Source organism: Pseudomonas sp. FSL R10-1339, from assembly GCF_009600545.1.
In the GTDB taxonomy this organism is placed as follows: domain Bacteria; phylum Pseudomonadota; class Gammaproteobacteria; order Pseudomonadales; family Pseudomonadaceae; genus Aquipseudomonas; species Aquipseudomonas bubulae.
Window position 1 is genome coordinate 1 of the sequence record NZ_WIVQ01000197.1, and the last position, 2,203, is coordinate 2,203.

Consider the following 2,203-nt stretch of genomic DNA (forward strand, 5'->3'; position numbering starts at 1 on the left):
GGTCAGGGCGGGCCAGCCGGGCCAGCTCCGGTCGCCGATTACGATGCCATTTGGGCCAGCATCCAGAAAACCGCCGGGCCTGAGTTGAGCATGTACAACGTGCGTATGCCGCCAGTGGCCGGCCAGCCTGCCACGGTGTTCTACCTATTGAACACCTCACCCCATGAGCGCGCGTTCAACCAGATTGTGCTCGACCCGGCCACCGGTGCCGTCAAAAAAGTCGATCGTTATGACGACAAGTCCTACAAGGCACAATTGCTGACCAGCATTTACGCGCTGCACACAGGCAGTTACTGGGGCATTACCGGGCGCGTGCTGGTGACCGTAGCCAGCCTGACCATGCCGCTGTTCTTTATTACCGGCTGGTTGCTGTATCTGGACCGTCGACGTAAAAAGCGTCAGATCAAGCAGGCACGCCAGGGTTTTGCCGCTACGAGCAGCGATACGCCGTCCTGGCTGATCGGTTTTGCCAGCCAGAGCGGCTTTGCCGAGCAACTGGCCTGGCAGACCGCCGGGCAATTGCAAGCCGCCGGATTGCCGGTACGGGTGCAGCCCTTGGCCGCCCTGAGCGAAAACGATTTACAACAGGCCAGCAACGCGCTGTTTGTGGTGAGCACCTTTGGCGATGGCGAAGCGCCTGATAGCGCGCGGGGCTTTGAACGCAAGATCCTCGGCCAGCCTCTGGGACTGAACCGCCTCAAGTACTCGGTGCTGGCACTGGGCGATCGTCAATACCCGCACTTTTGCGGTTTTGCCACGCGGATCCAGCACTGGCTGAGCGAGCGCGGTGCCCAAGCGTTGTTCAGCCCGGTGCAGGTGGACAGCGGCGATGCCGAGGCCCTGCATCAATGGCAACAGCAGCTTAGCCAACTGACCGGAGGCACGCCGAATGCCAACTGGCAGGCGCCTGGTTACAACAACTGGCCCCTGACTGAGCGCAAGCTGCTCAACCCCGGCAGCAGTGGCTCGGGGGTGTACCTGCTGGGGCTCAGCGCGCCTGACACCAACAGCCTGTGGCAGGCCGGTGATCTGGTGGAAGTGATGCCGCGGCAATCGAGCTGGGCGGTTGAGCACTTCCTGGAGGGGCTGGGCCTGTCGGCTGACACTCCGGTGCAACTCGATGGCCTGCAGGAAACTTTGGCTCAGGCCCTGGCTGGCCGACAACTGCCGGAAAATCGCGGCCATCTTGTGGGCATGCACGCCCAGGCACTGGTGGACGCACTGATCCCGTTGAACATGCGCGAATACTCCATTGCCTCGATCCCGCAGGACGGTCTGCTGGAGTTGATCGTACGTCAGGAGCGGCATGCTGATGGCAGCCTGGGCATCGGTTCGGGCTGGCTTACCGAACATGCCGCAGTCGGCTCGGCGATCAGCCTGCGCGTGCGCCGCAACAGCGGTTTTCATTTGCCGGCCGAACCGGTGCCAATGATTCTCCTCGGCAATGGTACCGGCCTGGCAGGGCTGCGCAGCTTGCTCAAGGCTCGGATTGCCCAGGGCCAGCAGCGCAACTGGCTGTTCTTTGGCGAGCGTAATGCCGAGCACGACTTCTATTGCCGCGATGAGCTGCAGGGCTGGTTGGCCAGTGGCGATCTGGCGCGGCTGGATCTGGCGTTTTCACGGGATCAGGCGCAGAAGGTGTATGTGCAGGACCGCTTGCGCGAGTCTGCCGAGCAGGTACGCCAATGGCTGGACCAAGGCGCGGCGATTTATATCTGTGGCAGTTTGCAGGGAATGGCGGCGGGTGTGGATCAAGCGCTGATCGACATGCTGGGGGCAGAAGCGGTAGAGAGGCTGATCGAGCAAGGGCGTTATCGGCGGGATGTGTACTAGTCGGACAAGCTGCTCAGCTCTTGTGGGAGCGGACTTGCTCGCGATGGCATCGCCACGGTTTGCCTGACAGACCCCAGTATCTGCATCGCAGGCAAGCCAGCTCCCACTGGATTTACGGTGACATTGTGGGAGCGGGCTTGCTCGCGATGGCATCGCCACGGTTTGCCTGACAGACCCCAGTATCTGCATCGCAGGCAAGCCAGCTCCCACTGGATTTACGGTGACATTGTGGGAGCGGGCTTGCTCGCGATGGCATCGCCACGGTTTGCCTGACAGACCCCAGTGCCTGCATCGCAGGCGAACCAGCTCCCACTGGATTTGCGGTGACATTGTGGGAGCGGGCTTGCTCGCGATGGCATCGCCACGGTTT

The 2,203-nt window shown here is 62.1% G+C and carries 1 protein-coding gene; it reads left to right on the forward strand.

Annotated features, from left to right (window positions below; genetic code table 11):
- Positions 1 to 1,833: sulfite reductase flavoprotein subunit alpha (locus tag GHO03_RS24260; protein WP_153400664.1), on the forward strand; the 1,833-nt coding region annotated here is incomplete at its 5' end.
- Positions 1,834 to 2,203: the final 370 nt, after the last annotated feature.